This window comes from Dechloromonas sp. ZY10, from assembly GCF_041378895.1.
Taxonomy (GTDB): Bacteria; Pseudomonadota; Gammaproteobacteria; order Burkholderiales; family Rhodocyclaceae; genus Azonexus; species Azonexus aquae.
In genome coordinates, this window is the sequence record NZ_CP144212.1 from 1,606,326 (window position 1) to 1,632,774 (window position 26,449).

The window sequence follows — 26,449 nt, forward strand, 5'->3', positions numbered from 1 at the left end:
TTTTCTGCCCACTTGTCGGCATTCCGTCCGGGGCCTTGTCAGGTCTTGCACGCACGGAGGGTGTCGGCATGCACATCATGGAAGGTTTTCTCCCGGTCGAACACGCCGTCGGCTGGACGCTGGCGGCGGCGCCGTTCGTCGCCTGGGGCGTGCGTTCGCTGCGCCGCCAGTTTGTCGAGCAGCCGGAGCAGCGGATGCTGCTCGGCGTCGCCGCCGCATTCTCCTTCGTGCTCTCGGCACTGAAACTGCCGTCGGTCACCGGCAGCTGCTCGCATCCCACCGGTGCCGGGCTTGGCGCCTTGCTCTTCGGGCCGGCGGCGATGGTCCCGGTCGGCCTGGTGGTGCTGCTGTTCCAGGCCCTGCTGCTGGCGCACGGCGGGCTGACCACGCTCGGCGCCAACCTGTTTTCGATGGCCATCGTCGGCCCCTTCGTCGCCTATGGCGTCTTCCGTCTGGCACGGCGCCTCGGCCTCTCGCTGGCGGTCGCGGTGTTTGCCGCCGCCTGCCTCGGCGATCTGGCGACCTATGTTACCACCTCGCTGCAACTGGCCTGGGCCTTCCCCGATCCGGCCGGTGGTTTTGCCGCGTCCTTCGCCAAGTTTGCCGGCATCTTCGCGCTGACCCAGATTCCGCTGGCGATCAGCGAAGGCCTGCTGACCGTGGTCGTGGTCAATGCGCTGGCCCGCTTCAATGCCGACGAACTACGCCAGCTCAAGCTCTTTGCCCGCGAGGTGAAGGCATGAGCGCCAAGGAAGTGCTGGCCCCCGAGCAGCATCCGCCGGGCAAGGGCAAAAACTCGCTGCTGCTGCTTGCGGTCGCTTTGCTGACCGCCTTGCCGCTGTGGCTGTACCAGCCCGAAGAGGGCGAGGAAGCCTTTGGCGGCGCCGACAACAAGGCGCAGGCGCAGATTTCGCAAATCGCGCCGGACTACCAGCCGTGGTTCAAACCCCTGCTCGAACCGGCCAGCGGCGAGATCGCCTCGCTGTTGTTCGCCTTGCAGGCGGCGCTCGGCGCCGGCGTGCTCGGCTACTGGCTGGGCGCGGCGGTAACCCGCGAGCGGCTGAAGAAGGAGCTGGCCGCCGCATTGGCCATAGCGCAGGAAAATGGCGAAAAGACGAGCGGCGAAAAAGCCAGGCTCGAAAAAACGCCAGATTCCACGGTCGACCGTGGAAATGTGCAAAAACCGGCGCAAGCCACAGCGCAACCGGCAATGCCAATGCCGGCGGCGAACGCTGCGTCGGCACCGGCCTCCGGGCAAGCCTCCGGCGGTGATGCGTGCTGATTGAGCAGGCGGCGTATGCCAGCCGCTGGCGCGCGGTGTGCCCCGGAGCCAAGGCAGCGTTTGCGTTGGCCGGGCTGATTGCCGCCTTCGTTGCGGCGACGCCGGCTGCGGCCTTGCTGGTCACCGCACTGTTGGCGCTGGCCGCCGTTGCCGGGGCCGGGGTCGGCCTTGGCCTGTATTTGCGGGTGGCCTTGCCGGCCACCGGCTTTCTTGCGCTGTCCTGTCTGTCGCTGCTGGTCTCGCTGGCTGGCGACGGCGCCGGCGGCATTGTCTGGCAACTGGCACCCGACGCCACGCCGCGCATCGCCGAACTGGCGGCGCGTTCGCTGGCGGCGCTGGCGGCGATGCTGTTCCTGGTGCTGAGCACGCCGCTCTCCGACCTGATCGTGCTGCTGCGTCGTTTGCGTGTGCCTGAGGTTCTGCTCGACCTGATGGTGCTCTGCTACCGGATGCTCTTTGTGTTTTCCGAAGCCCTGCACGATACGTTGACCGCGCAACAGGCGCGGCTCGGCTTCGTCTCCAACCGGCGCAGCCTGCATTCGCTCGGCCTGCTCGCCGCCAGCCTGGCGGCGCAGGTGTGGCTGCGCGCGCGGCATCTGCATCTGGCGGCCCTGGCGCGTAACGGCGACGGCCCGCTGCGCTTCCTGCCGCGCGAATTTTCCAGCGCCCGCCGCGAATTCGCTATCGCGCTCGCCGCCGGCCTGCTGCTGCTTGCTGCTGCCTGGGCCGGGGGGCGCGCATGAACGGAACCGCGCCGGTGGGCGATCCCTTGCTGCGTCTGGTCGAGGTCGTTTACCGCTATGGCACCCTGCCTGCCGATGCCGGCACGACCGGCGGCGGCCTGGCCGGCTGTTCGCTGGCGCTGGCGCGCGGCAGTCGCAATGTGTTGCTCGGTGCCAACGGTTCGGGCAAGACCACGCTGTTGCTGCACGCCATCGGCCTTTTGCAGCCGCAGGCCGGCCACCTCGAATTCGCCGGCCAGCCGCTGGATTACCGCCGGGCCGGCCTGACCGCGCTGCGGCGGCGGGTCGGGCTGGTCTTCCAGAACCCCGACCGTCAGCTGTTTTCGGCCAGCGTGGTCGAGGATGTCTCGTTCGGCCCGCTCAATCTCGGGCTCGATCCGGCGACCGTGCGCCAGCGGGTCGCCGATGCCTTGCAGGCGGTCGGGATGACCGATTACGCCGAGCGGCCGGTGCACCAGCTGAGTTTCGGCCAGAAAAAGCGGGTCTGCATCGCCGGCGTGCTGGCGATGGAGCCTGAGTTGCTGCTGCTCGACGAGCCGATGGCCGGCCTCGATGCGGCAATGCAGGCGGAACTTCTGGCCGTGCTTGACGGTCTGTCGGCGCGCGGCATCACCGTGCTGCTGTCCACCCACGATGTCGATTTCGCCTATCGCTGGGCCGACGCCATCCACCTGCTGGTCGGCGGTCGTTGCGCGGCGTCGTTTGCTGCCGCCGATCTGCCGCAGCATGCTGGTGCCTTGCGCGCCGCCGGCCAGCCGCTGCCGGCAGTGCTGGCGCTGCAGCAGGCCCTGGTCGCGCGCGGTGTGCTGGCAGCGACTCCGGGGCTGCGTAGCGTGGAGGCCTTGCTCGGCGAGTTGGGGCAGGGTGGGGGAGTGGCAGGATGAAGGCGCGGCCAAAGTCAGCCGCAGCCGGGGGCAGACCGGCACAAAAACAGGTTTTTTCACGGTCGACCGTGAAAAACACGCAAAAAGCGGAAATGCAGGCGCTTCAAGCTTGTATTTCCATCGTCACGATGAAGGGTTAAACCAAGTTATGTCTGGAAAAATCTGGTTTGTCGGCGCCGGTCCCGGCGATCCCGACCTGATCACCGTCAAGGGCCGCAAATTGCTCGAACAGGCGGGCGCCGTGCTCTTCGCCGGTTCGCTGGTCGATCAGGCGGCGACGCTGTACGCGCCGGAAGGCTGCGAGATCCGCGACTCCAAGGACATGACCCTGGAGGAAATGACTGACTGGCTGATCGCCGCTGCCGCCAAACATGAGACGGTGATCCGCCTGCAGACCGGCGACCCCGGCCTCTACGGCGCGCTGATCGAAATGACCCGGCCGCTGACTGCCGCCGGCATCGAATGGGGGGTGATCCCCGGCGTCTCGTCAGCGATGGCGTCGATGGCCGCCGCCGGCGAAACCCTGACCCTGCCGGAAATCACCCAGACGGTGATCCTCACCCGCGTCGCCGGGCGCACCCCGATGCCGCCGGGCGAAGAACTCGAAGCCCTGGCCGCGCACAAGACCACGCTCTGCATCTACCTCTCGATCACGCTGCTGCACAAGGTCCAGGAGGCGTTGCTGGCGGCTGGCTGGAGCGAGGACGCACCGATTCTGGTGGTGCAGAAGGCGAGCTGGCCGGGCGAGGAAAAAATCGTGCGCGGCACGATCAAGGACATCAAGCGCAAGTGCCAGGACGAGAAGATCGCCAGCCAGGCGATGATCGTCGCCAGCCCGACCCTGGGCGCCGCCGACTGGCCCGACCTGATCCGTTCCAAACTCTACGATCCGACTTTCGGCCACCGTTTCCGCAAGGCCACCGAGACTCCCCATGACTAACGCCACCACCATCCTCCTCGTCGGCCACGGTTCGCGCGGCCGCGAGGGCAACAAGGAAACCATCAATTTCGCCGCGCAGTGGCGCGAACAACACCCGGACTGGCGGATCGAGGTCTGCTTCATCGAGCACGCCGAGGTGCTGCTCGACGAAGGCCTCGACCGTGCCGCCAAGGGCGCGAAGAAGGTGATTGCCATCCCCTTCATCCTGAATGCCGCCGGCCACGTCAAGATGGAATTGCCGCACGCGCTGGAAGAGGCGCGCGCGCGCCATCCCGGCGTCGAGTTCATCGTCACCCGCCACCTCGGCATGGGGCGCGAGATCTTCGCCGTGCTGCAAAACCAGCTTGACCGGCTGATGAAGCAACTGGCGATGCCCGACCCGATGACCACCGGCGTGATCCTGCTCGGGCGCGGTTCCTCGGATGCCGGCGCCAACGGCGAACTGGCCAAGATGGCGCGCTGGATCTTCGAGGACAACGACCACGAGCTGGTCGACCTGGCCTTTACCGGCGTCACCTGGCCGCGCCTGGAAACTGTCGTCCAGCGCCAGGTCAAGCTGGGCATGATGCAGATCGCGATTGTCCCGGTCTATCTGTTTACCGGCGTGCTGATCGAGCGGATCAAGGAGCAGGTCGAGCGCCTGCAGCGCCAGTATCCGCAAGTCAGCTTCGCGCTCGGCACGCATTTCGGTTTCGATCCCGGCGTTTTCTCGCTGCTCGACGCCCGCGTCGGTGGCGAACAGCTGGAGGGCGCGATGCTCGAATGCGACGGCTGCAAATACCGCGAACTGGCCGAGGCCGAGCACCTGCACGACCACAGCCATACCGCGCTGCCGGCCGGCGGTGGCTGCGGCCATGCGCATGGGCACGAGCATGGTCACGCGCACGGCCATGATCATCATCAAGGACACGAGCACAGCCATCCGCATCATCACGGCTGCTCACATAAACACGATTGATTCGGGAGTCTCGCCATGACCATCAACACCGCCAGCAATACCGCCACCGAACAGCTGACCGCCGCCGGTCGCGCCATCGAGCATGAGTCCTTCGCCGTGATCGACGCCGAAGCCGGCCCGCACGATTACACCGACGAGCAATGGCCGCTGGTCCGCCGGATGATCCACGCCAACGCCGATTTCGAATTCAACGGCCTGACCGTCTTCCACCCGGAGGCGATGACCGCCGGCATGAACGCGGTGCTCAAGGGCAATACGCCGATCGTCGCCGACGTCGAAATGATCTGCGTCGGCCTCTCGAAGCCGCGTCTGGCCCACTTCGGCCTGAGCACCCATCACTATATTTCTGACGCCGATGTGATCGAGCAGGCCAAGGCCGAGAACACCACCCGCGCCGTGCAGGCGATGCGCAAGGCGCAGCGCGAAGGCAAGCTCGACGGCGCCATCGTCGGCATCGGCAACGCGCCGACCGCGCTGATCGAACTGGTTCGCCTGATCAAGGAAGAGGGCGTGCGCCCGGCGCTGGTCGTGGCGATGCCGGTCGGCTTCGTCTCCGCCGCCGAATCCAAGGACCTGATGATGACCGTCAATGAAGTGCCGTGGGTTGCGATCAAGGGCCGCAAGGGCGGTTCGACGCTGGTCGTCGCCGCGATCCACGCGATGCTGTCGCTGGCCGAAGCCGAGCAGAAAAAGGCGGCATGAGTTTTTTTGCCCGCACGCCGAAACCGCCGTACTACGCCGTGATCTTCTCGTCGCGGCGCAGCCCCGGCGACGACGGTTACGCGCAAACCGCCGCGCGGATGGTCGAGCTGGCCGGGCAGCAGCCCGGCTTTCTCGGCGCCGAGAGCGTGCGTGGCGAAGACGGCTGCGGGATCACCGTTTCCTACTGGGATTCGGAACAGAGCATTGCCCGCTGGAAAGCCCAGCACGAACACCTGACCGCCCAGCAAGAAGGCCGGCAGAAGTGGTACGAAGCATTTGAAATCCGCGTCGCGAGGGTGGAGCGCGCCTATGGGAAACAAGAGGATTCGGATTGATGAGTAGCGAAAACAAGGTCGGCCACGCCAGCGCCCCGGAAAAGGTGCGCAAAGGCGATGCCAAGCGCGAACGCGGCAACCGCACCGGCTTTACTACCGGCGCCTGTTCGGCCGCCGCCGCCCGCGCCGCGACCCTCGGCCTGCTTTACAGCGAGGTGCCGGAAAAGGTCGTTTGCCGCCTGCCCAACGGCAACGACCAGGAATTCGTAGTGATCGAAGGTTGCGTCGAGGAGGTTGCCGGCTACGCCAATGCGGTGATCGTCAAGGATGCCGGCGACGACCCGGATGCGACGCACGGCGCGCACATGACCGCCGAGGTGCGGATTCTCAAGCACCGCGCCGGTGAGATCGTGCTCAAGGGCGGCCCCGGTGTCGGCACGGTGACCAAGGAAGGTCTCGGCCTCGAAGTCGGCGGCCCGGCGATCAACCCGGTGCCCCGGCGCAACATCATCGACAACGTGCGCGCTGCCGGTAACGAACTGCTCGAACACGACGGGCTGGAAGTGACCATTTCGGTGCCGGGTGGCGAAGAGATGGCGAAAAAGACGCTGAATGCGCGGCTCGGCATCCTCGGCGGGATTTCGATTCTCGGCACCACCGGCATCGTCCGTCCGTATTCGACGGCGGCTTTCCGCGCCAGCGTCGTCCAGGCCGTCGACGTCGCGGCCAAGCAGGGGCAGACCAGCGTGGTGTTCACCACCGGCGGGCGCACCGAAAAATTTGCGATGAAGCAGCTGCCGGAACTCGACGAATCCTGTTTCGTGCAGATGGGCGACTTCGTCAAGGCCGCCTTCACCAGCGCGGTCAAGCGCCAGCTACCGCAGGTCTACGTCGGCGCGATGGTCGGCAAGCTGACCAAGATGTGCCAGGGCCTGGCCGTGACCCATGCCTGGAAAGCCGAGATCGACCGCGACATTCTGGCCGACTCGGCGCGCGAAGTCGGCGCCCCGGACGATCTGATCGAGGAAATCCGCGCCGCCGAAACCGCGCGTTTCGCCGCCGAAAAACTGGCCGCGCTCGGGTTGACCGTGGATTTCCACAAACAACTGGCGAAAAAGGCGATCCGTAGCCTCAAGAGCGAGTACCCCGGCGCCTACCACCTGGCAGTGCTGGTTTGCGACTTCGAGGGCAATTTCATCTGTCGCGTCGATGAAGAAGAAGCCCAAGGGGAGGAAGCACGGTGAGCGCCAAGGTATTCATCATCGGCATCCTCGACGACGGCTGGGCCGGGCTGGGCGACACCGCCCGCCAAGCACTGGCCGGGGCCGGGCTGATCATCGGCGTCGGCCGCACGCTGGAGCTGGTCAAAGCGCAGTTGCCGGCGGTCGAGACCCGCGACATGGACGGTGCTTTGACCAAAAGCCCGGAGTGGATCAAGGCCGCGCGAGCCGAAGGGAAATCCGTCGCCGTGCTGGCGACCGGCGACCCGCTCTGCCACGGTATTGCCAGCTACCTGCTGGGCAAGCTTGGGCGCGACGGCGTCGAGATTCTGCCCGCGCCGTCCACCCTGCAGATCGCCTTTGCCCGCTGGCAGCAGCCCTGGCAGGATGTGACCGTCGCTTCCTGCCACAGCAAGGATGCCGGCGAATGGGTGCTCGGCGCGACGCCGGAACACGGCCTTTACCCGCTGATGCGGGCGATTGCGCTGAACCGCCGGGTGTTCGCCTTTACCAGCCCGGAGAACGATCCGGCCCGGCTGGCGCGGGCGCTGCTTACCGCCGGCTACGGGCCAGATTCGGGCGACGACGTGACTCTGTCGGTCGCCAGCCGCCTGCTGCTGCCCGACGAAAGCGTTCACACCGCTCTATCCACGGTCGACGCAGCCAACATGCAATTTTCCGAACCCAGCGTCGTGCTGATCGAACGCAAGGATCTGGATCGCGGTCCGCATTTTGGTCTGGACGATCTCGACTACATCCAGCGTTCGCCGGAAAAAGGCCTGATCACCAAGCAGGAAGCGCGCGCCTTGTCGCTGGCCAAGCTGCGGCTCAAGGCTGACAGCATCGTCTGGGACATCGGCGCCGGCTCCGGCTCGGTCGGTCTTGAATGCGCCCGCGTCGCCGCGCACGGCCATGTCTGGGCGATTGAAAAGAACGAGGGCGACGCCGCCAACGCGCGCGCTAATGCGGCCCGCTTCCGCGTCGGCAACTACACCCTGTGCGAAGGCAAGGCGCCGGCGCTGCTCAACACCTGGCCCGACCCGGACGCAGTGTTCATCGGCGGCTCGGGTGGCGAGCTCGGCGAGCTGATCAAGCTGATCCTCGGCCGGCTGAAACCGAATGGCCGGCTGGTGATGAACTTCGTGACCCTGGAAAACCTGGCCACCGCGACGACCACGCTGAAAGACCTCGGCGCCGGCTGGGACGTGGTGCAGCTGCAGGCCAGCCGCAGCCAGCCGATTCTCGACATGCACCGGATGGCGGCACAGAACCCGGTGTGGGTGGTGACTGCCGCTAAGGATTAAAGCCATGTATGCCTCAACCTTCATTTTCAAAAAAAAGCAGTTTGATGCGCGTTTTCATGAGCTCGATCAAGCCATCGCCGAGGCAGCCAAGCAGATTCCCGGTTATCTGGGCGAAGAGGCTTGGGAAAATCCGCAAAGCGGGCTGCTGGCCAACGTTTATTACTGGGAATCGCTGGCAGCATTGCAGATGCTGATCGAACATCCTGCTCACCTGGAAGCCAAACAGGCCCAGGCGGCATGGCTGGACGGCTACGAGGTGGTGATCTCCCAAGTGCTGCGCACCTATGGCGACGGCAAACTCGATGCTTTGCCGACCGCCCAGGTGCGCGCCAAGGAAAAGGCTGCGTGATCCAGCTGGAAACCTCGCGCCTGCGTCTGCGCCACTGGCGCGATCAGGACTTTGCTCCTTTTGCTGCGCTCAATGCCGATCCGCAGGTAATGGCGTATTTTCCCGCACCTCTCGATCAAGCCGCGAGCGAGGCCTTGGCCGTACACTGCCAAAGCCTGATCGCAGCACAGGGCTGGGGATTTTGGGCTGCCGAACTCAAAGCCGGCTGCGAATTCATCGGTTTTGTCGGTTTGCACCGGCCAATAGCCGAACTGCCGTTCTCACCCTGCGTCGAAATCGGCTGGCGCCTGGCCCGGCCATTTTGGGGGCAGGGCTACGCCAGCGAGGCCGCAGGGGCTGCACTGGAATTTGCCTTTGATACGTTGGCCCTGGATGAGGTTGTTGCCTTTACCAGCCTCGACAACCGGCGTTCGCAAGCAGTGATGGAAAGGCTGGGCATGCGCCGTGCTGAAAATTTCCAACACCCTGCATTGGCGGTTGGCCATCGGCTGCGCGAACACTGTTTGTACCGCCTTGCCCGAAGTGCATGGCAAAACGCCTGAACACTGTCATTTTTGATTGAAAGAAAGCATATGACCGAACCCAAACGCTACGGCAAACTGATCGGCGCCTCGCTCGGCCCCGGCGACCCCGAACTGATCACCCGCCGCGCCTGGAGCGCGCTGCAATCCGGCGCCCGCTGGCTGTACCCGGTGAAGAAGGCCGAGGAATCGTCCTATGCGCTGTCGATTGTCGAGCGCGGCGGCCTGGCGGTGCCGGGCGATGCGGTCGAACTGGTGTTTCCGATGACCCGCGACGCCGAGATTCTGGCCAAGGCCTGGGCGCGTGCCGCGACGCAGACCGTCGAACTGCTGGCCGAAGGCCGCGACCTGGTTTTCCTGGTCGAAGGCGATGCCTCGACCTTCGCCACCTTCGGCCATCTCGCCCGCGTTGTCCGCGAGCTGGTGGCTGAGGTTGAAGTCGAAACCATCCCCGGCGTCTCGTCCTTTGCCGCCGCTGCGGCGACGACCGGCGTGACCCTGGCCGAGGAAGACGAAACCTTCGCCATCATCCCGGCCGCCTACGGCGTCGAGGTCATCAACCATCTGCTCGACGAGTTCGACACGCTGGCCCTGCTCAAGGTCAAGCCGCTGGTCGACGAAGTGGTCGAACTGCTCGAACAGCGCGAACTGCTGGCGACCTCGGTCTTCGTCGAGAAGGTCGGCTCGCCGGACGAGCGCATCGTCCGCGACGTGGCCAGCCTCAAGGGCGAAAAGGTCAATTACCTGTCGCTGATGCTGGTGCAGAACCCCAAGCGCGAGCGCGGCGAACTGCGCCGTGGCTGCCGCAAGCGCAAGGCCGCGCAGGACGGCAGCGACACGGTCGACGCCTGAAAAACTCAAAAACCAAAAACAACCCCCAACCCCAAACTACAGAGAACACAGAGCATGAAAATCGCCGTCGTCTCCATTACCAAGCACGGGATCGCGCTGGCCGGCAAAGTCGTTGCCGCGCTGCCCGGTGCGCAGCTGTTCTGCCCGGAAAAATTCCGTGCCGAAGGCGAAACTGCGGTTTTGCCACACTCGCCCGGCGTCACCCATTGCTACGAAGGCAAGGTCGGCGACCAGGTGCCGGCACTGTTCGCCGCCTTTGACGGCATCGTCGCCATCGTCTCGCTCGGCGCCGTCGTCCGCCTGATCGCGCCGCACCTGAAGAACAAGGAGGTCGACCCGGCAGTGGTGGTCATCGACGAAGCCGGCAAGTTCGTGATCCCGATGCTCTCCGGCCACCTCGGCGGCGCCAACGGGCTCGCCGGCCACCTGGCCACCGCGCTCGGCGCGCAGGCGGTGCTGACCACCGCCTCCGACGCCCGCGAAACCATCGGCGTCGACATCCTCGGCCGCGAACTCGGCTGGAAGTACCAGGCCAGCCACGACGAAATCGTCCGCTGCAGCGCCGCGATGGTGAACGACGAGCCGGTCGCGCTGGTGCAGGAAGCCGGCTCGCGCGACTGGTGGACCAACCACGCCAACGGCCGCAAAGGCCCGCTGCCGGGCAATGTCACGCAGTTCGAGCGGCTCGAAGAGGTCGATCTCGACCGCTTTGCCGCCGTGCTGTGGATCGCCGAACGCGAGATGCCGGCGGAACTGGCGGCCAGGCTCGCCGGGCGGCGGGTGGTGTATCGGCCGGGAACAACGGTGTGATGCACTGCACACGGCTTTCCAGTCTCTCCACCCGGAAACCGCGTCACGGTCTGCCAGCTTCCGCGCGAGCGGGGAGTGGCGCTGCTGGCGCTGTGCCAGCGGAACCGCTGTTTTCCGCCGTGGACCGGCGGCTGACTTTCTTTGCTTCGCCAAAGAAAGTCAGCAAAGAAAGGCGCCCCCTGCGTTCGCGCCGGGCCGGTGGCCCGGTTCCCTGCGCTGCTCGCCTGGCCGGGGGGCTGGCTAAACTCGCCTGCGGCTCAAATACCGCCAGCCCATTTCCCCCGGCCAGCCTGCGCTGCTCGGCGCTCGCGAAGGGGATGGGGACACCGTGCCACGATGGCTGCGCCGTAGGTGGTCACCAGCCGGTTGTTGCGCTTTCATCTGCGATCACCTCTGTTTCATTCCTCCAGCCGTTGTTGTGTGACGCTTTGCCCTCTCCCTCGCGAGCGCCGAGCAGCGCAGAGCGGGCGGGGGTAGTCGGTTCGCGCTGTTTGAGCCGCAGGCGAGTTTCGCGAACCGCCCGGCCGCTTGAGCAGCGCAGGGGACCGGGCCAGCGGCCAGGCGCGAACGTGGGAGTCGCCTTTCTTTGCATCCTTTCTTTGGCGAAGCAAAGAAAGGATGACGCCGGTCAACGGCGGAAAGCAGCGGTTCAGCAAGCGATAGGCCGCTGCTCGGCGCTCGCGAAGGGGATAGGGGCACTCCGTAGCAACTTTTGTCCCGAGGGGAACGTATGAACCTCGCTCTCGGCCTCGGCTGTGACCGTAACACCCCGGCGGCGACGATCCAGCAAGTGATTGACGAAGCGCTGGCGCAGGCCGGGGCGACGCTGGCCGAGGTGCGGGCGGTGGCTTCGATCGACCTCAAGGCCGATGAGGTCGGCCTGGCCGAAGTCGCTGCGGCCAACGGCTGGACCATCCGTTTTTACCCGGCGGCCGAGCTGGCCACGGTCGACGTGCCGAATCCGTCGGAAACCGTGCGCAAGTACACCGGGACGCCGTCGGTTTCGGAAGCGGCGGCGATTCTCGTCGCCGGCGCCGACCAAAGCCAACTGCTCATTGAAAAACACAAGCTGCGCGGCCCGGATGGGCGGAATGCGACCGTTTCCATCGTTCGCATGCCCGGCTGACGCGCCCGATTACTTTCAACTTTTGACTGAAGACCATGAACGCACCTGAAACCATTGTTAAAACCGGCAAGATTATGCTCGTCGGCCTCGGCCCGGGCAGCAACGATCACCTGACCGGCCGCGCCCGGGCAGCGATTGCCGAGGCCGACACGATCATCGGCTACGTCACCTACATCCGCCTGGTCGCCGACCTGGTCGAAGGCAAGGAAGTCATCAAGAAGTCGATGACCGAGGAACTCGACCGCGCCATTGAGGCGCTCGACCGCGCCCGCCAGGGCAAGAAGGTGGCGCTGATTTCGTCCGGCGATGCCGGGGTGTACGGGATGGCCGGGCCGACCTTCGAGGTCTTGTTCCAGGCCGGGTGGACGCCGGATTCGGAGATCGAGGTCGAGATCGTGCCCGGCGCTTCGGCGCTCAACACCTGCGCCGCGCTGGTCGGCGCGCCGTTGACCCACGATTTCTGCGCGATTTCGCTGTCCGACCTGCTGACGCCGTGGCCGACCATCGCCCGTCGTCTCGACGCGGTGGCCTACGCCGATTTCGTGGTTGCGCTGTACAACCCCAAGAGCGGCCGCCGCACCCAGCAGATCGTCGAGGCCCAGCGCATCTTCCTGCGTCACCGCGACCCGCAGACCCCGGTCGCCATCGTCAAGTCCGGCTATCGCCCCAAGCAGCGGATCGAACTGACCACGCTGGACAAGATGAACGAGGCCGACATCGGCATGCTGTCCACGGTGCTGATCGGCAATTCCAACACCTTCATCAAGCACGGCCTGATGGTCACCCCGCGCGGCTACGCCAACAAGTACGCGGTGGAAGAGGGCGAGCGCAACACCAAGGACGGCGAACAGGCCGGCCGTTCGCTGTCCACCGGCCTCAATGGCTGGATGGCCGCAATCCAGGCCAGCGGCAAGAGCGCCGCCGAACTGGCTGCCGAATACCGCCTGCCGGAAGACTACATTGCCGCCGTGCTGCAGGCCGAACTGCCGCCGGAAGGCGAGGAGAACGAGATTGAAGGCTGAACGCGACGCGGACAACATCGTCAAGCCCAAAATTCGTGACTACAGCCGGCAGGTGCTGATCTGCACCGGCCCGCGCTGTACTGAGAACGGCGAGGGCGAAGCCCTGTTCAATGCGCTGCAGGCCAAGTTCCGTGCCGCCGGCCTCGGCGTTGATGCCGGCCCGGCGCGGGTCAAGCGCACCCGCACCGGCTGCGTCGCCGCCTGTCAGGGCGGGCCGATTGTTGCCGTGCAGCCGGACGGCGTGTGGTACTACAACGTTACCGACGCCAACATGGACCGCATCATCGAGCAGCACCTCAAGGGCGGCGAGATCGTCGAAGACCTGGTCTTCCACCGCAACGGCGAGGGCGATCCATGCTGAGCACCGGCAGTGCTTTCCCCGCCGGTTGCGTGTCGCTGATCGGCGCCGGGCCCGGCGACCCGGAACTGCTGACGCTCAAGGCCTACCACCGGCTGCAGCAGGCCGAAGTGCTGCTCTACGACAACCTGGTCAGCCCGCAAATTCTCGAATTCGTGCCGTCGACCGTGGAACGCATCTTCGTCGGCAAAATGCCCGGCAACCACACCCTGTCGCAGGACGAAATCGGCCCGTTGATGCTGGAAAAGGCCCGTAGCGGCAAGCGCGTGGTCCGTCTCAAGGGCGGCGATCCCTTCGTCTTCGGGCGCGGCGGCGAAGAAATGGAAGTCCTGCTCGCCGCCGGCGTCGGCGTCGAAATCGTCCCCGGCATCACCGCCGCGCTCGGCGCCGCCGCCGCCTTCGGCTTCCCTCTGACCCACCGCGATCACGCGCAAAGCTGCCTGTTCGTCACCGGCCACCTCAAGGACCACAGCGTGGACCTCAACTGGCCCGGCCTGGCCCAGCCCAACCAGACCCTGGCGATCTACATGGGGATTACCGGCGTCGACACCATCTCGCGCGAACTGCAGGCCCACGGCCTGCCTGGCGACACCCCGGCGGTGCTGGTGTACAAGGCCACCTGGCCGGAACAAAAGCTGCACCACGCGACCCTGGCGACCCTGCCGCAGGTCGTCCGCGAGCAGGCAATCAAATCGCCGACCTTGCTGGTGATCGGCAGCGTGGTGAGTCTGGCCGGCAAGTAATCGTCCGCTCCCTCGCGGCAAAATGGCAGCGACCGGAAGGCGCTGCCATTTTCATTGCCGGCCTGCCCCGTGGAGCGCTGCTTATGCGCCTTTGCCGCCTCTGGCCTGGCGCAGCAGATCGCCTGTTTCCCCTGTCGCCGGGATGGGCACCGTGGCCGCTGATGTGCAGGAATTAATGCCGTTTGCCAGTGAATATCGGTGAAATACCTTGCGGCCAGGAAAATCCTGGCAGCGATTCCCCGCATCCTTCCGATTCTGTCGTGCCCGTCGGTTAATCATCGGAATATCCAGGCGCGGTAAATTGCGCAATAAAAGGCGATTCGGGATGGCCGGTCGGGGCGGCCCGAGCGGCGGTGATTAGTTCAAAAGGTTTAATTAAATGAGCGGGTATTTCAGTTCGACCGGGTTCATTTCAATTTCTTTTTCCCGCCACTGTGTTTATCGCCGCATCGCGACTGCCGATTTCAGGTCAGGAACGGGGCGGAGCGATTCCCTTTTTGCCACGGCGGGCAACGCAGCGTATCGGGCGGGCCTGCGGTTGCCTCGCGGAGTGGGCCAAATCGGCCAATTTTCACGGTCGACCGTGAAAATTGGCGGTTTTTTGCTGGTGATCCGTGCCTGCCGAGCTGGTATCGGGCGGCTGTTCGCGAGTGTTTGCGGTGATCGTTGGGGGGGGCAATCGGGGAAAACCCCTGTTTCATATTTGCCAAAAGATCATGCATTGCGTCATTTAAAGGGCAGTTTTAATTCATTTTGAATGGGCTCGGGTTAGGGGGGCTTATGGGGAGCCCTTACAATCGACAGCGCTCGAATCAGGTATTTGGCGGCACTGTCCCGCGTCGGAATCGACTGGTTTAACCCGCAGTAGGTGTTCCTTCTTCCGGCCAGGGGCACGCCGCCTTTCCCTTTTTCGTTATCCCAATTAAATGATCCTGAATAAGGATGGAGACCATTGGTATGAAACTCAAAATCTGTGCCTTGCTTATCGCCAATCTCGGCCTGGCCGTTGCCCAGCCCGTTGTTGCCGGTGAAGTCGAAGACCTGAAAGTGCTGGTCAAGCAGCTGCAGCAGCGTCTGGAACAACTCGAAACCCGCGAAGCGACCAAGGTTGCCGCCGCCCCCGCCGCCGCTCCGGCAGCGGTGCCGGCCAATGTGGTGACCGCCGGCACCTTGCCGGGCTCGATCAAGCTGCCGGGGACCGAGACCTCGCTGAAGGTTTATGGTTACGCCCAGCTCGACGCGACCCATGACTTCAAGGGCCGCAATTCCGACATCAACAACAACGACTGGGCTTCGGCGCTGTTCGTCCAGCCTTTCGACAAGGCCAGCACCGGCCGTTCGCACAAGGGCCAGACCTACGCCACCGCGCGCACTTCGCGGATTGGCTTCGAAACCGCGACGCAGACTTCCAGCGGCGTGCTGCTGACCAAGGTCGAGGGCGATTTCAACGCGCCGAACCAGTTCCAGGGCGAACTGGCGACCAACTCCAACACCTTCCGCCTGCGTCACGCCTACGGTCAGCTGGGCAACCTGCTGGTCGGCCAGACCTGGTCGAACTTCTCCGACCTCGGCTCCTTCCCGGATACCGTCGACTTCAACCCGCCGGGCACCACCGCCTTGCTGCGCCAGCCGCAGATCCGCTACACCATCCCGCTGGCGACCTCCAAGCTGGCCTTGTCGGTTGAAAATTCGCAGAGCCTGTCCTTCCCGACGGCACCGGGCGTGAATGATTTCGACCGCTCGCCCGATTTCGTCGCCAACTGGACCATGAGTGGCGACCGCGGCCACCTGTCGCTGCGCGCCGTCAGCCTCGAATACCGCAACGACAACCACGCCAAGCGCGGTTACGGCCTGGGGCTGGGCGGCAGCCTGAAGCTGGGCAACGACACGCTGGTCGCCGGCATCCAGGGTGGCGAGGGCATCGGCCGTTACATGCTCAACTCGCTGGTGCAGGGCGCTACCGAAGCCTCCAACTCGATCCATCTGTGGAAGGCTTACGGCTGGCACGTCGGTTACACCCACGCCTGGAACGCCAAGTTCCGCAGCAATCTGATCGCCAGCCAGACCGTCTTTGATCGCGACGAGGTCGCCAACGTCGCTCAACGTGGCCTGGGTGCTGCCGATCTGTTCCCGAACCGCCGCATCGAGCAGGTATTCCTGAATACCTTCTGGGCTTTCGAGAAGAACGCCGAATTCGGTCTGGAATACGCCTGGGGCAAGCGCACCACCTTCAACAACGAGGTCGGTACCCAGAGCCGGATCAACGCTTCGGTCCGCTACAGCTTCTACTAAGCCGAACCCGCGCCGAATCTGCGCCGGAAGATCGACAGGGGCCTGCGGGCCCCTGTTTTTTATGCGCGCTTGGCGGCCACCGCTGCCGCCGGGATCGGAAAGATCCGGTCGTAAGCCAGGTTGAAGAAGAAGGCATAGACGACGTAGGCAAGCGCCAGGCCGATGTCGGCAATCAGGGCTTCGAGCCAGCTCATGTCGGTCAGCCAGACGATCAGCGGCAGGCTGGCGAGCAGCAGGCCGGTTTCGAAACCGATGGCGTGCACCGCCCGCCAGAACACCGGACGGCGGTCGGCCGGGCGGCCGGTGAGGCGGCCTTCGAGCCAGTCGAAGCCGGTGTTGTAGGCGGCGTTCCACAGCGCCGCGAGCAGCGCGACGAGGGCCAGCAGCAGCAGCGAATCGCCGGCGTGCATGCCGCTCAGCCAGATGAAGGGCGGGGTGATCAGCAGCAGACCGCCGATTTCAAACAGCGCCACCTGGCGGATACGGTCGGGCAGGCTGCGGAGTTGGGGGGAGGACGACATCGGATGAGCGGCGCGTGGAGCGCGCAGAGGCTGAAGCGGGAAAAGGATCGAGGCTAGCCGAAAGCGCCGGCCCGGTTTGTAACCGAATGTCAGCACGCAGCATCCGGCAGATGATGCGGAGTTGCGGTGCAGGCAAGGTTCGCCGGCTGCGGCCGGAAAAATGCCCGCTTTCACGGTCGACCGTGAAAAAAGCAGAAAACCGCCGGTGGCAGCGTGTCGCAGCGAACCTCCGTCCCCGCGCAAGAATCGGATTGTGGGCCGGTCCGACGATCCTCTATCCTGCTGCCTTGATTCATTCTGCGACATTGCCATGACGCCTGCCGATCTTTCCCGCTTGCTGCTGCTGGCTGCCATCTGGGGCGCTTCCTTCCTGTTCATGCGGATCGGGGCGCCGGTACTCGGGCCGGCGCGGCTGATTTTCCTGCGGGTCGGGCTGGCGGCGCTGTTCCTGCTGGCAATTGCCTTTTATCTGAGAAAGCCGCTGGCGGTTCGCCGCTGCTGGAAGCACTATCTGATGCTCGGTTGCTGCAACTCGGCGGTGCCGTTTCTGCTCTTTGCCTATGCCGCGCAAACCGTTTCCGCGTCCTTGCTGGCGATCCTGAATGCCACCGCACCGCTGTGGGCGCTGGCGGTCGGGACGCTCTGGTTCAAGTCGCGTCCCGCGCCCGGGGCCATGTTCGGGATGTTGCTCGGGATCGTCGGCGTCGCCCTGGTGGCCGGGGTGGAAACTCTGGCGCTGCCGGCCGGCGGTGGCCTGGCGGTGGCGGCCGCACTCGGCGCCGCCGCTTCTTACGGGGTGGCTTCGACCTATACCAAAACGGCACCCTCGGTCGAGCCGTTGGCCAATGCCCACGGCAGCATGTGGGCGGCCACCGCCATGCTGCTGCCGCTCGCCTTGCTGGCGCCGCCTTTGGTCGCCACGCCTGCGCCGCCAGTGCTTTTCTCGGTGGCTGCGCTCGGCATCGTCTGCAGCGGCATCGCCTATCTGCTCTACTTCCGGCTGGTTTCGGACATCGGTGCCGCGCCGGCCTTGACCGTGACCTTCCTGATCCCGGTGTTTGGAATCTTCTGGGGCGTGGTCTTTCTCAACGAGTCGGTCGGCTGGCATACCTTCGCCGGCGGCCTGGCGATTCTTGCCGGAACCGTCCTGGTGACCGGCTTTTCGCCGGCAACGCTAGGGGCGAAAAAGGGATGAACATGGGAGCGATTCCTTCCGGGCAGGAACGGCACTACGCGCTGGTCGCCCGCGCGATTGCCTACCTCCGGCAAAACTACCGGCAGCAGCCGACATTGGAGCAACTGGCGGCGGAGCTTGCCGTCAGCCCGTTTCATCTGCAGCGGCTGTTCGCCGAATGGGCCGGGATTTCGCCCAAGCGCTTCCTGCAGTTTTTGAGTAAAACCGAAGCCAGGGCGCGCCTGCGGGCAGCCCGTCCGGCGCTGGCCGTCAGCGAGGAAATCGGCTTGAGCAGCGTCAGCCGGCTGCACGACCTGATGGTCAGTTGCGAAGCGATGACGCCGGGCGAAATCAAGGCCGGCGGGCAGGGGCTGGAAATGGTCCATGGCTTTGCCGAGTCACCGTTCGGCGAGGTTCTGGTGGCCTCGACTCCGCGCGGGGTTTGCCATTTCGCCTTTGTCATCGACGCAGCAGCGACGATGCTCGCCGAGCTGTCGCAGGCTTGGCCGCACGCGCAACATCGCCGCGACGACGAACAGGCCCGGCGTCTGCTGGCGGAAATCTTTCCCACGACGCCGGTACGCGGCAAGGTGCATTTGCTGCTGCGCGGGACCAATTTCCAGGTCAAGGTCTGGGAGGCTTTGACCCACACCGAATTCGGCCGGGTGATTTCCTACCAGCAGCTTGCCGACCGCATCGGCAGTCCGCAGGCCCAGCGGGCCGTCGGGTCGGCGCTGGCCGCCAACCAGATCGGCTTTTTGATCCCTTGCCACCGCGTGATCCGCGATAGCGGCGAGAGCGGCAATTACCGCTGGGGTGTCGAGCGCAAGCTGGCGCTGCAGGTCTGGGAGGCGGGCAAAACCGGCCAATAGGCCGAGCCGAGCAGGGCGGAGCCACGCTCCCGGCACGATGCGTTGTGACTCGGTGCGGCGAATGTATCCGTGGCGCCGATTCCTTCAATTTGGCGGTACGTAAATGCGGCCTTGGGCTGTCGCATCCGCTCGCTCAGCAGGATGCAGGCGGCGGGCCGGCACGGCTGTGGTGTGACCGCCGGTCGTAGATGCGTTTTGCAGCGGCTCGTGATAAAACCCCGGCGATGAAATCCGCGTTTCTTTCCTTGCTGCTGCCTGCGTGGCTGCGTGCCTATCCCCGCGCCTGCTGGCCGGCCGACCTCAGCGCCGGGGTGCTGGTGGCGATCCTGGTGATTCCGCAAAGCCTGGCTTATGCCTTGCTCGCCGGCTTGCCGCCGCAGTACGGGCTCTACGTCAGCATCTTTCCGGTGCTGGCTTATGCCTGGTTCGGCAGCAGCCGGGTGCAGGCGGTGGGGCCGGTGGCGATCACCGCGATCATGACCTATGCCGTGCTGGCGCCGCTGGCGGTGCCCGGTTCGGCTGCCTACCTGGCGCTGGCGGCGGCCTTGTCCCTGCTCTCGGGGGCGCTGGTGCTGGCCTGCGGCCTGCTGCGCCTGGGCTTTTTGTCGCAATTGCTGAGCCGGCCGGTGGCCAGCGGCTTCATTTCCGGTTCGGCGGTGCTGATCGTGCTCAGCCAGTGCAAGCATCTGCTCGGCGTGCCGGTGGCCGGGCATGGCGTGGTCGAGCAATTGCCAGCACTCGTCGGCGCCTTGCCGGCGACCAATCCGGTGACTCTGGCGATTGGTGGCGGCAGCCTGCTGCTGCTCGCGCTGGCCCGCCGCTACCTGGGCGGCGGCTTGCGCCGGCTGGGGATGCGCGGCGCGCATGCCGATTTCGTCGTCCGTCTGCAGCCCTTGCTGCTCCTGCTGCTGGCGACGCTGGCGGTGAGCTACGGCGAGCTGGATCGGCGTTTTGCGGTTGCGGTGATCGGCCAGATTGTCGCCGGGCTGCCGCCGCTGGACTGGACCCCGCCCGACTGGGGCATCCTGCGCCTGCTTTTTGTGCCGGCGTGCACCATGACCCTGGTCGGGATGGTGCAGAACCTGTCGATGGCGCAGGCGCTGGCGGTCAAGCGCGGCGAGCGGATCGACGCCAACGCCGAGTTGCGCGGCCTCGGCATCGCCAATCTGGTCGCCGGGGTCTATGGCGGCATGCCGGTTGGCGGCGGCGTTTCGCGCTCGGCGGTGAATGTCGCCGCCGGTGCTCAGACCCAGCTGGCCAGCATCGTCACCGCGCTGAGCACCATCCTGCTGGTGCTGTGGGCCGCGCCCTGGCTGGCGCGTCTGCCGCTGGCGGTGCTGGCGGCAAGCATCGTGCTCGCGGCCTGGTCGATGATCGACCTGGCCGCGCTGCGTCAGGCTTGGGCCTACGACCGCGCTGACGCCTGCGCCTGGCTGGGCACCGCCTGCGGCGTGATCTTTCTCGGCGTTGATGTCGGGATTGGTCTTGGCGTGCTGCTGTCGCTGGCGACCTTGCTCTTTCACGCCAGCCAGCCGCATATCGCGGTGATCGGCCGCTTGCCGGGCAGCGAGCATTTCCGCAACGTCGACCGCCATCGGGTCGAGACGTTGCCGGGGGTGCTCTTTCTGCGCATCGATGAAAGCCTGTTCTTCGGCAATCTGGCGGCGATCGAGACGCGAATCCGCCAGCAACTGGCGGCACAGCCGGGTTGCCGCGAACTGGTGCTGGTGATGAGCGCGGTTAACCGCATGGACGCGACGGCGGTTGAGGCATTGGCCGAATTCGACCGCGATCTCGGCCGCAGCGGCGTGCGTCTGCATCTGGCCGAGGTCAAGGGGCCGGTACAGGATCGACTGCAGGGCACTGCGCTGTGGCAGGAACTCTCGGGCGAGGTGTTCTTGTCGGCCAGCGCAGCTTTTGACAGTCTGGCCACCGACCCGGCGGCGAATCCGGGCTGAATCGCGTTTTTCCGCGCGGTTGTGGGGCTTGGGGCCATTTTCACGGTCGACCGCAGCAATCGCGATTTTTTGCTGCTTGCCCGCAACGGCATTTTTTCGGCTAAGATCGCGCCTCGTTTTTCAGGGCTACCGCGTGCGCCCGGCAGTTGAAGCATGCGGAAACGGCAACAGGTGCCCGGCAGCGCGAGCTGCAGGGTGAAACGGGAACGAGGTGCGCGTACTCCGCAATTCCTCGGCTGCCCCCGCAACGGTAAGCCAGTGCGGAATCACCTCGACGACCCCAACGGTTGTCAGCCACTGCGTCGCAACGTGACCCTCTCCGGGTGCGCGAACGACGCGGGAAGGCGGTGATTCAAGACTGGCAAGCCCGGAGACCGGCCTGTCGCCTTCGTGCCGTCCGCGCTTTGCGGCCGGCGAATGCAATGGACCGTCTGCGGGGTTGCGGATGGCGGCAGAACTGCCTTGGCGCGCGTGCGTCCCGTGGGAACAGCGGCCGGGCAGGGGTCGTCATCGGCGGGCAGACGGTCGCATCCGGAGCTTGTCTGACCATGTCTTACCCTTTTTCACCCGTATTTTCCCGTTCCAACCTGCCGTCCTTGCGCCCGCTTTTTGTTGCCACGCTGGGCGCCTTGCCCTGGCTTGCCGCCGCCCAGTCCGCGCCGGTCCAGCTGGCGCCGGTTGAAGTCAGCGCCGGCCGCGAGGTCGGCACGCTCGGCCTCGACCACGCCACCACCAGCGCCACCCGCACCGGCCTGACTGCGCGCGAGACGCCGGCCAGCGTCAGCGCGGTCGATGCGCAGCAGATGCGCGAACGCGGCGATTTCCAGGTGCGCGAGGCGATCACCCGCGCTCCCGGGATCACCGACATCGGTTCCGGCGGCACCGGCGGCCTGTCGTTTTCGGCGCGCGGCTATACCGGCACCAACTCGGTCGGCATCGCCGAGGATGGCGTCCGTGTCCAGACCGGTGCCGGCACCCAGAACTATCCTGGCAGCAGCTGGGGTTACGAGCGGGTCGAGGTGCTGCACGGGCCGGCGTCGGTGGTCTATGGCAGCGGCACGGTCGGGGCGACGATCAACGCGGTACGCAAGGAGCCGAGCCGGGTGGCCGCGCAGGAAGCGATGGTCGCGCTCGGCAGCGACGGCCTCACGCGCCTTGGCGTTGGTGCCACCGGTGCGCTGGGCGAGATCGCCAGCTACCGCGTCGATGCCTACGGTACGCACATCGATGGCTACCGCGACCTCGGCAATTCGCAGGGCGGCAAGCTGATGAGCCGGCTGCGCCTGCAGCCGAACAGCGAGTTCAAGCTTGACCTGAGCGCCGACTACAGCCTGCAGCGCCCCGAGCGCTACTGGGGCACGCCGCACGACAACGGCCGCCTGCTGCCCGAGCTGCGGCGCGAGAACTACAACGCCGACGACTCGGTGATCCGCTATGCCGACACCCGCCTGCGCGCCCGCGCCGAGTGGCAGATGAACGCGGCCTGGACGCTGAGCAACGAAGCCTACTATCTGGAATCGAAGCGGCGCTGGCTGAATATCGAGAATTACAAGCTGAATTTGCCCGCCAACCGCGTCGACCGTAGCGATTATCTGGAAATCCAGCACGATCTGGAGCAGACCGGCAACCGCCTCGAAGCCAGCCTCAAGCAGGGCGGGCATCGCGCGGTCTTCGGTTGGGAAACCGCGCGGGTCAATTTCCGCCATACCAACAATGCGCCTTATGGCGGCAGCTCCAGCGTTGCCATCCGCAATCCGGCGCACGGCCAGTGGTTCAGTCCCGACCCGACCCTGCCCAAGTTCGACACTGCTACCACCCTGAATGCGTTTTATGCCGAGGACGCCTGGCAACTGGGCGAGCGCTGGCTGCTGCTGGCCGGCTTCCGCCACGACCGGGCGGCGATCAACCGCGACGAACTGGTCAGCGGCAGCGATTTCAGCCGGACCCTGCAGGGCAATTCCTGGCGCCTTGGCCTGACGCATTTCCTGACTCGCGATACCAGCCTCTACGCCCAGGTCGCGAGCGGCCACGATCCGGTGACTTCCATGATTTCGCTGAACCTGGCCAACGCCGATTTCAAGCTCAGCCGGGGCCGGCAGGTCGAGGTCGGGATCAAGCAGACGCTGGCTCAAGGCCTGGGCGAGTGGAGCGCGGCCTTCTACCGGATCGACAAGGACGACATCGTCACCCGCGATCCCAACAACGCCGCGCTGTCGGTCCAGGGCGGCAGCCAGTTTTCGCAGGGGATCGAACTGGCGGCAGCGCTGACGCCATGGCAGAACTGGCGTTTTGAGGGCAACATCACCCGCCTGCAGGCCGAATTCAAGGACTTGAACGAGCGGGTCGGCGCCGCCGCCGTGTCGCGTGCCGGCAACACGCCGCTCGACGTGCCCGAACTGGTCGCCAACCTGTGGGGGCATTACCGGGTCGGCGCCTGGCAGGCCTCGCTGGGTCTGCGCCACGTCGGCCAGCGTTTTGCCGACAACGCCAACACCCTGCGTCTTGCCGCCTATACCGTCGCCGATGCCAGCCTGGCCTGGCAGCTCAATCGCCAGACCACGCTGCGCCTGCTCGGCCGCAACCTAGCCGACAAGGTCTATGCCTCGCGCACCTACAACAACCAGTTCATCCTCGGCGAACCGCGTCGGGTCGAGCTGGTCGCCGAGTTCAAGTTCTAAGCGGGAGGCGGCGCGTGCATTGGCAACGCCTGTTGCACCTGGGGCACCGCTGGCTGGGCATCGTCCTCGCCGGCTTGGTGCTGCTGTGGCTGCTCTCCGGGCTGGTGATGCTCTTCGTCGCCCGCCCGCAGCTGAGCGAGGACGAGCGCCTGGCCTGGCTGCCGGCGCTGGCGCCGGATTCGCTGCAGCTGACGCCGCTGGCTGCCTGGCAAGGGCTGGGGCGGGAGGGCTGGCCGGAGGCGGTGCGTTTCGACGCCGAGCCGGGATTCACGGTCTACCGCTTCTTTGCCGAAAAACGCTGGTGGACCGTGGATGCCGCCAGCGGCCGGCTGCTGCCGCCGCTGACCGGCGAAGCCGCCGCTGGGCGGGTAGTCGCGCGGGTGGGCGGCGAGGTGGCGCGGATCGAGCCGGTGGAGCGCGACCAATGGACGGTGTACCGCCGCTTCGACGCCTGGCGGCCGTTCTATCGGGTCGAACTGGCCGATGGCCGCGATTGGTACGTCGGCCGCGACAGCGGCGAGATCGTGCTCGACACGGCGGCCGGCGAACGCGCCTGGAACTGGCTGGGCAGCGTTAGCCACTGGCTCTACTTCACCGCCTTGCGCCAACTCGGCGAGGTCTGGCGGCAAACGGTGTTGTGGCTGGCGGCGCTGGCGCTGCTGCTCGGCTTGAGCGGACTGTGGCTGGGTTGTCAACGGTTGTGCCTGCGCCGGCCGTATCGCGACGGCCGGGTCAGTCCCTACCGCGATCCGGCCAAGCGTTGGCACCATTTGCTCGGGTTGGCCGGCGGGGTCTTTCTCTGCACCTGGCTGTTCAGCGGCTGGCTGTCGCTGGCGCCGTTCGGCTGGGCCGCCGGGCCGGACCTGCGCAGCGAGCAGCAGGGGCTGGCCGGCGGCCGCTTCGATGCCGCCGCGCTGGCTTGGCGCCCGATCTTGCCGGCCGGCAGCCAAAGCGGCGAATGGCGGCTGTTGGCCGGCCAGCCGCTGGTCCGACTGCGCGGCGAATTTGCCGGCGCAGTGGGCGAGATAGTGGGGGACTCGGCAGCTGGGTCGGTAGTCGCCAGGTCGGTGGCTGCTGAGTCGGTGGCCGAAGCGTCGGCTGGGCTGGCGACCGTGACGGTGACTGGATTTGCGGCTCGTTCGGCTGGTGAGCGGGCCAGCCAGGCAGCCGGTGGCACAGTGGGCGAGGGCAGGGCGGCCGGGGAAAAAGCGGCTTCGCTGCTGGTCGACCGTGAACAGCGGCTTTCTCCGGCGGTAGACAGCGCCCGCCTGCTCGCGGCGGCGGCCGAATTGCGCCCCGGGGTGGCGTTCGCGGCCAGCTGGCTGAGCGAAGGCGACGCCGATTACTACCCGCTGCGCCATCATCCGCGCGTCTTCCCGGTGCTGCGCCTGAGTTTTGCCGACACCGCTTCAACCCGGGTCTATCTCGACCCGGCCAGCGCCCGCCTGGTGCATCTGGCCAGCCGCGATAGCGCCGCGCAACGCTGGCTCTACCACGGCCTGCATCGGCTCGACTTTCCGCCGCTGGCCGCCTGGCCCGGGCTGCGCGACGGGTTGGTGATCGCGCTCTCGCTGCTCGGCATCGGCCTGGTCGGCTACGGCAGCGTGCTCGGCTGGCGCCGCCTGCGCGGGCGTTCGGTGGCGCGGGCGGGCGTGGCTGGCGACTGAGGCGGCGACCTGAGCAGCGGCTGAAGCCGTGCCGCCCGGATGAAAATTGCCCTTGACCACGGTCGACCGTGGTCAAGGGCGTTTTTTGCCATGGGCACAACTGGTAGTGGTTGCTCTGTATGTTTTCTACTATCCCTAGTGTTTTTGTTTTGACATTGTCCTTGCCGGTGTTTACAATCCGGGCATTGTTGATGGTTCCCGAACGGGATCAAAAGGGAATCCGGTGCCGGCCTGTGCAAGGTCGAAATCCGGGGCTGCCCCCGCAACTGTGATCGGCGAGTCCTTGCCCCTCAAGCCACTGGAAGATTTTCCGGGAAGGCGGGCCAGGGCGATGAACCGAGAGCCAGGAGACCTGCCGCAACATTCTTTCAACCAACGATGGGGCGGGGTGTCCCTGGCGAAAGGTGCAGGCGCAATGCGCTGCGGGTTTTTGGCGTTTCCGGCGAGTCGACCGTGTCGATTCGGCTCCGGGCACGTGCCACCGCGCTACCGCCTGCCGGCCAGATCACCGCTTCCCGTCCCGCTTGCGGAGTCTGTCGATGTCGGCCTGTCCTGCCTTATCCGTCGCGCCTCTGGCGGCTGTCCTGCCGCATGTCCGCGTGCGCCGTCTGGCCGCGCTTGATGGCGAACAAATTGCTGCCCACCTCGGCGCGCTCGATGCCGAGGCGCAGGTGGCCTTGTTTGCTGCACCGCTTTCCGCGCAGGCGATTGCCGCCTATGTGGACAGCCTCGATTACCGCCGCGACTTGTGCATCGGCGCTTTTTCCTCGCAACGCGTTCTGGTCGGCCTGCTGCATCTGCGGCTGGCCGGGCGTCAGGCGCAACTTGCCGCCAGCGTCGCTGCCGGCTGGCGGCAGCAAGGCGTCGGCCGGGCGCTGCTGGCGCGCGGACTGCGCATGGGGCGCGCCCTGGGCGTTCGCCAGTGGCAATTGGCTGCGCATCCGGCGGCTGACTTGCCGACCGAGCCTGCTGCGGGGTCAGCAATAGAGGTTGCCATGGGGTCTGCCATGGGGGCTGCAACGGAGCCGGCAGACGATTCGTGCACCGTACCGGCGGCGCATCTACCGCTGCGCCGGATCTGCGACGCGCTCGGCTATCCGGTCGAGGCCCTGCGCTAGCGCCAGCCCGCCGGGAATTCAGTGGTCAATTTGGCGGCGACTCCGACTGCCAGTTTTCCGCTTAATTCGACCAAATATCC

Annotated in this window: 27 protein-coding genes and 2 riboswitches; of the genes, 26 read left to right on the forward strand and 1 reads right to left on the reverse strand. The window is 65.9% G+C overall.

What is annotated here, in order from left to right; translation table 11 throughout:
- Positions 1-68: 68 nt before the first annotated feature.
- From VX159_RS07310 to VX159_RS07405, 20 genes are all read left to right on the forward strand, one after another.
- The gene (locus tag VX159_RS07310; RefSeq protein WP_371325314.1) at positions 69-743 is read left to right on the forward strand and encodes an energy-coupling factor ABC transporter permease; all 675 of its coding nucleotides are present in this window, start codon (positions 69-71) and stop codon (positions 741-743) included.
- Positions 740-1,282, forward strand: a complete 543-nt coding sequence (locus VX159_RS07315; RefSeq protein ID WP_371325315.1) for an energy-coupling factor ABC transporter substrate-binding protein — start codon at positions 740-742, stop codon at positions 1,280-1,282. Before VX159_RS07310 ends, VX159_RS07315 begins: the two co-directional genes overlap by 4 nt.
- The gene (locus VX159_RS07320; RefSeq protein ID WP_371325316.1) at positions 1,276-2,025 is read left to right on the forward strand and encodes a CbiQ family ECF transporter T component; all 750 of its coding nucleotides are present in this window, start codon (positions 1,276-1,278) and stop codon (positions 2,023-2,025) included. The genes VX159_RS07315 and VX159_RS07320 overlap by 7 nt, the downstream gene beginning before the upstream one ends.
- Complete coding sequence (locus VX159_RS07325) at positions 2,022-2,909, forward strand: energy-coupling factor ABC transporter ATP-binding protein (protein WP_371325317.1); 888 nt, start codon at positions 2,022-2,024, stop codon at positions 2,907-2,909. Before VX159_RS07320 ends, VX159_RS07325 begins: the two co-directional genes overlap by 4 nt.
- Before the next feature lie 148 nt (positions 2,910-3,057).
- Positions 3,058-3,849, forward strand: a complete 792-nt coding sequence (cobM, locus tag VX159_RS07330) for a precorrin-4 C(11)-methyltransferase (RefSeq protein WP_371325318.1) — start codon at positions 3,058-3,060, stop codon at positions 3,847-3,849.
- Positions 3,842-4,807 carry a sirohydrochlorin chelatase gene (locus tag VX159_RS07335; RefSeq protein ID WP_371325319.1) on the forward strand — a complete coding sequence of 322 codons (966 nt, stop codon included), beginning with the start codon at positions 3,842-3,844 and terminating at the stop codon, positions 4,805-4,807. Before cobM ends, VX159_RS07335 begins: the two co-directional genes overlap by 8 nt.
- 15 nt (positions 4,808-4,822) lie before the next feature.
- Positions 4,823-5,509, forward strand: a complete 687-nt coding sequence (locus tag VX159_RS07340) for a precorrin-8X methylmutase (RefSeq protein WP_371325320.1) — start codon at positions 4,823-4,825, stop codon at positions 5,507-5,509.
- Positions 5,506-5,844, forward strand: coding sequence for an antibiotic biosynthesis monooxygenase (locus tag VX159_RS07345; protein ID WP_371325321.1), 339 nt, complete (start codon positions 5,506-5,508; stop codon positions 5,842-5,844). Before VX159_RS07340 ends, VX159_RS07345 begins: the two co-directional genes overlap by 4 nt.
- On the forward strand, positions 5,844-7,028 hold the full coding sequence (locus VX159_RS07350; RefSeq protein ID WP_371325322.1) for a cobalt-precorrin-5B (C(1))-methyltransferase: 1,185 nt from the start codon (positions 5,844-5,846) through the stop codon (positions 7,026-7,028). Before VX159_RS07345 ends, VX159_RS07350 begins: the two co-directional genes overlap by 1 nt.
- Positions 7,025-8,308 (forward strand): precorrin-6y C5,15-methyltransferase (decarboxylating) subunit CbiE, encoded by a 1,284-nt coding sequence (gene cbiE / locus VX159_RS07355; protein WP_371325323.1) that lies wholly within the window; start codon positions 7,025-7,027, stop codon positions 8,306-8,308. Before VX159_RS07350 ends, cbiE begins: the two co-directional genes overlap by 4 nt.
- A gap of 4 nt (positions 8,309-8,312) precedes the next feature.
- Positions 8,313-8,657, forward strand: coding sequence for an antibiotic biosynthesis monooxygenase (locus VX159_RS07360; RefSeq protein ID WP_371325324.1), 345 nt, complete (start codon positions 8,313-8,315; stop codon positions 8,655-8,657).
- Positions 8,654-9,199 (forward strand): GNAT family N-acetyltransferase, encoded by a 546-nt coding sequence (locus VX159_RS07365; RefSeq protein WP_371325325.1) that lies wholly within the window; start codon positions 8,654-8,656, stop codon positions 9,197-9,199. The genes VX159_RS07360 and VX159_RS07365 overlap by 4 nt, the downstream gene beginning before the upstream one ends.
- Before the next feature lie 30 nt (positions 9,200-9,229).
- Positions 9,230-10,030, forward strand: a complete 801-nt coding sequence (gene cobI, locus VX159_RS07370) for a precorrin-2 C(20)-methyltransferase (RefSeq protein ID WP_371325326.1) — start codon at positions 9,230-9,232, stop codon at positions 10,028-10,030.
- 54 nt (positions 10,031-10,084) lie between these two features.
- On the forward strand, positions 10,085-10,840 hold the full coding sequence (locus VX159_RS07375) for a cobalamin biosynthesis central domain-containing protein (protein WP_371325327.1): 756 nt from the start codon (positions 10,085-10,087) through the stop codon (positions 10,838-10,840).
- Between the two features lie 730 nt (positions 10,841-11,570).
- The gene (locus VX159_RS07380) at positions 11,571-11,966 is read left to right on the forward strand and encodes a cobalamin biosynthesis protein (RefSeq protein WP_371325328.1); all 396 of its coding nucleotides are present in this window, start codon (positions 11,571-11,573) and stop codon (positions 11,964-11,966) included.
- 35 nt (positions 11,967-12,001) lie between these two features.
- The gene (gene cobJ / locus VX159_RS07385) at positions 12,002-12,988 is read left to right on the forward strand and encodes a precorrin-3B C(17)-methyltransferase (RefSeq protein WP_371325329.1); all 987 of its coding nucleotides are present in this window, start codon (positions 12,002-12,004) and stop codon (positions 12,986-12,988) included.
- A complete protein-coding gene (locus VX159_RS07390) occupies positions 12,978-13,349 on the forward strand; it encodes a ferredoxin (protein WP_371325330.1) in 372 nt (123 codons plus the stop codon). The genes cobJ and VX159_RS07390 overlap by 11 nt, the downstream gene beginning before the upstream one ends.
- Positions 13,343-14,089 (forward strand): uroporphyrinogen-III C-methyltransferase, encoded by a 747-nt coding sequence (gene cobA / locus VX159_RS07395; RefSeq protein ID WP_371325331.1) that lies wholly within the window; start codon positions 13,343-13,345, stop codon positions 14,087-14,089. Before VX159_RS07390 ends, cobA begins: the two co-directional genes overlap by 7 nt.
- A 379-nt stretch (positions 14,090-14,468) precedes the next feature.
- Entirely contained in the window at positions 14,469-14,846 is a 378-nt protein-coding gene (locus VX159_RS07400; RefSeq protein ID WP_371325332.1) for a hypothetical protein, read from the forward strand.
- A 200-nt stretch (positions 14,847-15,046) separates the two neighbouring features.
- Positions 15,047-16,381, forward strand: a complete 1,335-nt coding sequence (locus VX159_RS07405) for a DcaP family trimeric outer membrane transporter (RefSeq protein WP_371325333.1) — start codon at positions 15,047-15,049, stop codon at positions 16,379-16,381.
- Positions 16,382-16,440: 59 nt separating this feature from the next.
- Here the strand turns inward: VX159_RS07405 and VX159_RS07410 are convergent, their stop codons facing one another.
- Positions 16,441-16,902, reverse strand: a complete 462-nt coding sequence (locus VX159_RS07410; protein WP_371325334.1) for a PACE efflux transporter — start codon at positions 16,900-16,902, stop codon at positions 16,441-16,443.
- A 310-nt stretch (positions 16,903-17,212) separates the two neighbouring features.
- On the opposite strand from VX159_RS07410, the gene VX159_RS07415 reads away from it, so the two are divergent.
- The 6 genes from VX159_RS07415 (at position 17,213) to VX159_RS07440 (ending at position 26,369) form a co-directional block, all read left to right on the forward strand.
- Positions 17,213-18,097, forward strand: coding sequence for a DMT family transporter (locus VX159_RS07415; RefSeq protein WP_371325335.1), 885 nt, complete (start codon positions 17,213-17,215; stop codon positions 18,095-18,097).
- Positions 18,094-18,948: a methylated-DNA--[protein]-cysteine S-methyltransferase gene (locus VX159_RS07420; protein ID WP_371325336.1), complete on the forward strand. Its 855-nt coding sequence runs from the start codon at positions 18,094-18,096 to the stop codon at positions 18,946-18,948. Before VX159_RS07415 ends, VX159_RS07420 begins: the two co-directional genes overlap by 4 nt.
- Before the next feature lie 224 nt (positions 18,949-19,172).
- Entirely contained in the window at positions 19,173-20,906 is a 1,734-nt protein-coding gene (locus tag VX159_RS07425; RefSeq protein WP_371325337.1) for a SulP family inorganic anion transporter, read from the forward strand.
- Positions 20,907-21,058: 152 nt separating this feature from the next.
- Positions 21,059-21,304, forward strand: a riboswitch (cobalamin riboswitch).
- 150 nt (positions 21,305-21,454) lie between these two features.
- Positions 21,455-23,584 carry a TonB-dependent receptor gene (locus VX159_RS07430; protein ID WP_371325338.1) on the forward strand — a complete coding sequence of 710 codons (2,130 nt, stop codon included), beginning with the start codon at positions 21,455-21,457 and terminating at the stop codon, positions 23,582-23,584.
- Between the two features lie 14 nt (positions 23,585-23,598).
- Positions 23,599-25,251, forward strand: coding sequence for a hypothetical protein (locus tag VX159_RS07435; RefSeq protein ID WP_371325339.1), 1,653 nt, complete (start codon positions 23,599-23,601; stop codon positions 25,249-25,251).
- Between the two features lie 175 nt (positions 25,252-25,426).
- Positions 25,427-25,626: riboswitch (cobalamin riboswitch) on the forward strand.
- Between the two features lie 164 nt (positions 25,627-25,790).
- Positions 25,791-26,369 carry a hypothetical protein gene (locus VX159_RS07440; RefSeq protein WP_371325340.1) on the forward strand — a complete coding sequence of 193 codons (579 nt, stop codon included), beginning with the start codon at positions 25,791-25,793 and terminating at the stop codon, positions 26,367-26,369.
- Positions 26,370-26,449 lie beyond the last annotated feature (80 nt).

Excerpts from the sequence above, each read along its gene's own strand:
- VX159_RS07310 (WP_371325314.1), top strand. The coding sequence starts at position 69 with ATGCACATCATGGAAGGTTTTCTCCCGGTCGAACACGCCGTCGGCTGG.
- VX159_RS07315 (WP_371325315.1), top strand. The coding sequence starts at position 740 with ATGAGCGCCAAGGAAGTGCTGGCCCCCGAGCAGCATCCGCCGGGCAAG.
- VX159_RS07325 (WP_371325317.1), top strand. The coding sequence starts at position 2,022 with ATGAACGGAACCGCGCCGGTGGGCGATCCCTTGCTGCGTCTGGTCGAG.
- cobM (WP_371325318.1), top strand. The coding sequence starts at position 3,058 with ATGTCTGGAAAAATCTGGTTTGTCGGCGCCGGTCCCGGCGATCCCGAC.
- VX159_RS07335 (WP_371325319.1), top strand. The coding sequence starts at position 3,842 with ATGACTAACGCCACCACCATCCTCCTCGTCGGCCACGGTTCGCGCGGC.
- VX159_RS07340 (WP_371325320.1), top strand. The coding sequence starts at position 4,823 with ATGACCATCAACACCGCCAGCAATACCGCCACCGAACAGCTGACCGCC.
- VX159_RS07345 (WP_371325321.1), top strand. The coding sequence starts at position 5,506 with ATGAGTTTTTTTGCCCGCACGCCGAAACCGCCGTACTACGCCGTGATC.
- VX159_RS07350 (WP_371325322.1), top strand. The coding sequence starts at position 5,844 with ATGAGTAGCGAAAACAAGGTCGGCCACGCCAGCGCCCCGGAAAAGGTG.
- VX159_RS07360 (WP_371325324.1), top strand. The coding sequence starts at position 8,313 with ATGTATGCCTCAACCTTCATTTTCAAAAAAAAGCAGTTTGATGCGCGT.
- cobI (WP_371325326.1), top strand. The coding sequence starts at position 9,230 with ATGACCGAACCCAAACGCTACGGCAAACTGATCGGCGCCTCGCTCGGC.
- VX159_RS07375 (WP_371325327.1), top strand. The coding sequence starts at position 10,085 with ATGAAAATCGCCGTCGTCTCCATTACCAAGCACGGGATCGCGCTGGCC.
- VX159_RS07380 (WP_371325328.1), top strand. The coding sequence starts at position 11,571 with ATGAACCTCGCTCTCGGCCTCGGCTGTGACCGTAACACCCCGGCGGCG.
- cobJ (WP_371325329.1), top strand. The coding sequence starts at position 12,002 with ATGAACGCACCTGAAACCATTGTTAAAACCGGCAAGATTATGCTCGTC.
- cobA (WP_371325331.1), top strand. The coding sequence starts at position 13,343 with ATGCTGAGCACCGGCAGTGCTTTCCCCGCCGGTTGCGTGTCGCTGATC.
- VX159_RS07400 (WP_371325332.1), top strand. The coding sequence starts at position 14,469 with ATGAGCGGGTATTTCAGTTCGACCGGGTTCATTTCAATTTCTTTTTCC.
- VX159_RS07405 (WP_371325333.1), top strand. The coding sequence starts at position 15,047 with ATGAAACTCAAAATCTGTGCCTTGCTTATCGCCAATCTCGGCCTGGCC.
- VX159_RS07410 (WP_371325334.1), bottom strand. The coding sequence starts at position 16,902 with ATGTCGTCCTCCCCCCAACTCCGCAGCCTGCCCGACCGTATCCGCCAG.
- VX159_RS07415 (WP_371325335.1), top strand. The coding sequence starts at position 17,213 with ATGACGCCTGCCGATCTTTCCCGCTTGCTGCTGCTGGCTGCCATCTGG.
- VX159_RS07420 (WP_371325336.1), top strand. The coding sequence starts at position 18,094 with ATGAACATGGGAGCGATTCCTTCCGGGCAGGAACGGCACTACGCGCTG.
- VX159_RS07425 (WP_371325337.1), top strand. The coding sequence starts at position 19,173 with ATGAAATCCGCGTTTCTTTCCTTGCTGCTGCCTGCGTGGCTGCGTGCC.
- VX159_RS07430 (WP_371325338.1), top strand. The coding sequence starts at position 21,455 with ATGTCTTACCCTTTTTCACCCGTATTTTCCCGTTCCAACCTGCCGTCC.
- VX159_RS07440 (WP_371325340.1), top strand. The coding sequence starts at position 25,791 with ATGTCGGCCTGTCCTGCCTTATCCGTCGCGCCTCTGGCGGCTGTCCTG.